This is a genomic window from Pricia sp. (assembly GCF_041745955.1).
Lineage (GTDB): Bacteria > Bacteroidota > Bacteroidia > Flavobacteriales > Flavobacteriaceae > Pricia.
In genome coordinates this window covers 1-1809 of record NZ_JBGTHY010000278.1, presented here as the reverse complement: position 1 = coordinate 1809, position 1809 = coordinate 1, and the positions used below count along the sequence as shown (strand labels likewise).

The window sequence follows — 1809 nt, the reverse complement described above, 5'->3', positions numbered from 1 at the left end:
GAAAAAACACGTAGGGCGTGACGCCCAATTGTTTACAGGTCCTTAGAATAGTCCCCGACATCTGTTCGGAAAAATGATGGAACGCCGAAGATCGGCCAATAAAGGTAGCTTCCCTGGGTCTTGGAAAATCAGTCGGCAGATCGATCATGGGGATGTCGCCGGCCAGCTTCCCTTTCCAATACTCCAGTTGTTCCTGCTTTATTTTTCGCTCACGCTGCCAATAGGCAAAATCGGGATATTGTACCGTGGGCACCTTCGGTTCGGGATGGCTTCCTTTGGATAATCTTCGATAGTATTCGGCCCACTCCACCTTCAACAGGTTCATGGACCATTTATCGGTGGCGATATGATGTAGGGTAAGCATAACTACATGCTGCTTTTTTTTCATCCGTATTACGGAAACCAGCGCAACAGGCGGTTCGGAAAGGTCAAAGCTGTGGTCGGCGTCGGCATCCCCGATTTTTTTCAACGCCGCATGCGTATCCCCTTTATAATCGCTCAAATCATGTTGTGAGACGGAAATACCGGTTTCGGGAAGTATCCGCATAAAGGGCTGTCCATCCTCCGAATAATAAACGGTACGGAGAATATCGTGATTTTCAAATACCTGAATTAGCGCCTGAAGCAACAAGTCTACCTGCAAATCACCGACAAAGCTATACTTTTCGGAATAATTATAAAAGGAATTACGGGGATACAACTGTTGTAAGAACCACAACCGTTGCTGGCTATACGAAAGCGGAATAGCGGCCCCTTCGGGAGCTTTGCCAATAGTATTGGGGGCACCTTGGGCTTTCTTTCTATCTTTCCATTGCCCAAGCAACGAAGCTTTTTCCATTCGTAGTATTTTGTTGGGCCGATAGGTATCGGCCCGCACCTTGTTCTTTTTTCAATAGCAGGCAACAGCCGTCATTTATCGCAATCCGAGATAGACCGCAATCTTATAGCCCTTATTACGGATGTAATCGTCTACCGGCAAATTGATTTCGAGGGCGCGTTCGAACAACCAATATAAAGATACGATAATCAATAGTATGGAAAGCCATAGCATGAACTTGGGATAGAATTTAAGTTTCCGCATAAAATAGAGTACGGGAAATATCAGCAATATAATGACTACCTGACCCAATTCGACCCCAAGGTTGAATCCGAATAACGAAAGGCTCAGGTATTCGCCCTTAAAGCCCAATTCGCCGAGTACCGAGGCAAAACCAAAACCATGAAAGAGACCGAAAACAAAGGCGATAATCCAATCTTTACCCTTGAAAATCGGACGGATGTTATGGTAAGCGGCCAATCCGATGGATAGCGCGATAATCGATTCTACCCAACGCGAGGGCAGAGTAACGATATTCAATGCGCCCAAACTGAGGGTAATCGTATGGGCGATGGTAAAAAAGGTAACGATTTTAAGGATGTATTTGAAGGCCGGTTTGAACCGGGCCACGGGTTGCCAATACCACTTGCTGCCTACTAATTTTTGATCTCCCTCGACGCTTTCTTCGGAAACTTGCCGAACGCGGCGGACTACAGAGGGCAATATCAAGGCCAGCAGAAAGAGTATGTGGTCAACGCCGATCCAAATATGCCAGACCCCCTGGCGTACCATGGCCATAAAGCCTTTCCACAATCCGGTCTCCACCAGGTTTAAAGTCTGGGTAGTACCGTCCCTACTGAAATCAAGCGCAAAGATAGTCTCGTTGTTGATCAGACCGGCCTTCCAGTTGTATTCAAAGCCCAATAAGTTCTGTTGAGGGTTGGTATCGTCCTCTAAAAACGGGTCATAATTTACGGTCAGTTCGTCGGGCA

Annotated in this window: 2 protein-coding genes; both read right to left on the bottom strand. The window is 46.8% G+C overall.

Features of this window, described 5'->3' with window-relative positions; genetic code table 11:
* Positions 1 to 838, bottom strand: an 838-nt coding sequence (locus ACEW8S_RS10250) for a condensation domain-containing protein (RefSeq protein ID WP_373518058.1), incomplete at its 3' end; no start/stop codon positions are given.
* Between the two features lie 75 nt (positions 839 to 913).
* Positions 914 to 1809 (bottom strand): HupE/UreJ family protein (locus tag ACEW8S_RS10245; protein WP_373518057.1); only part of this gene is annotated, 896 nt, incomplete at its 5' end.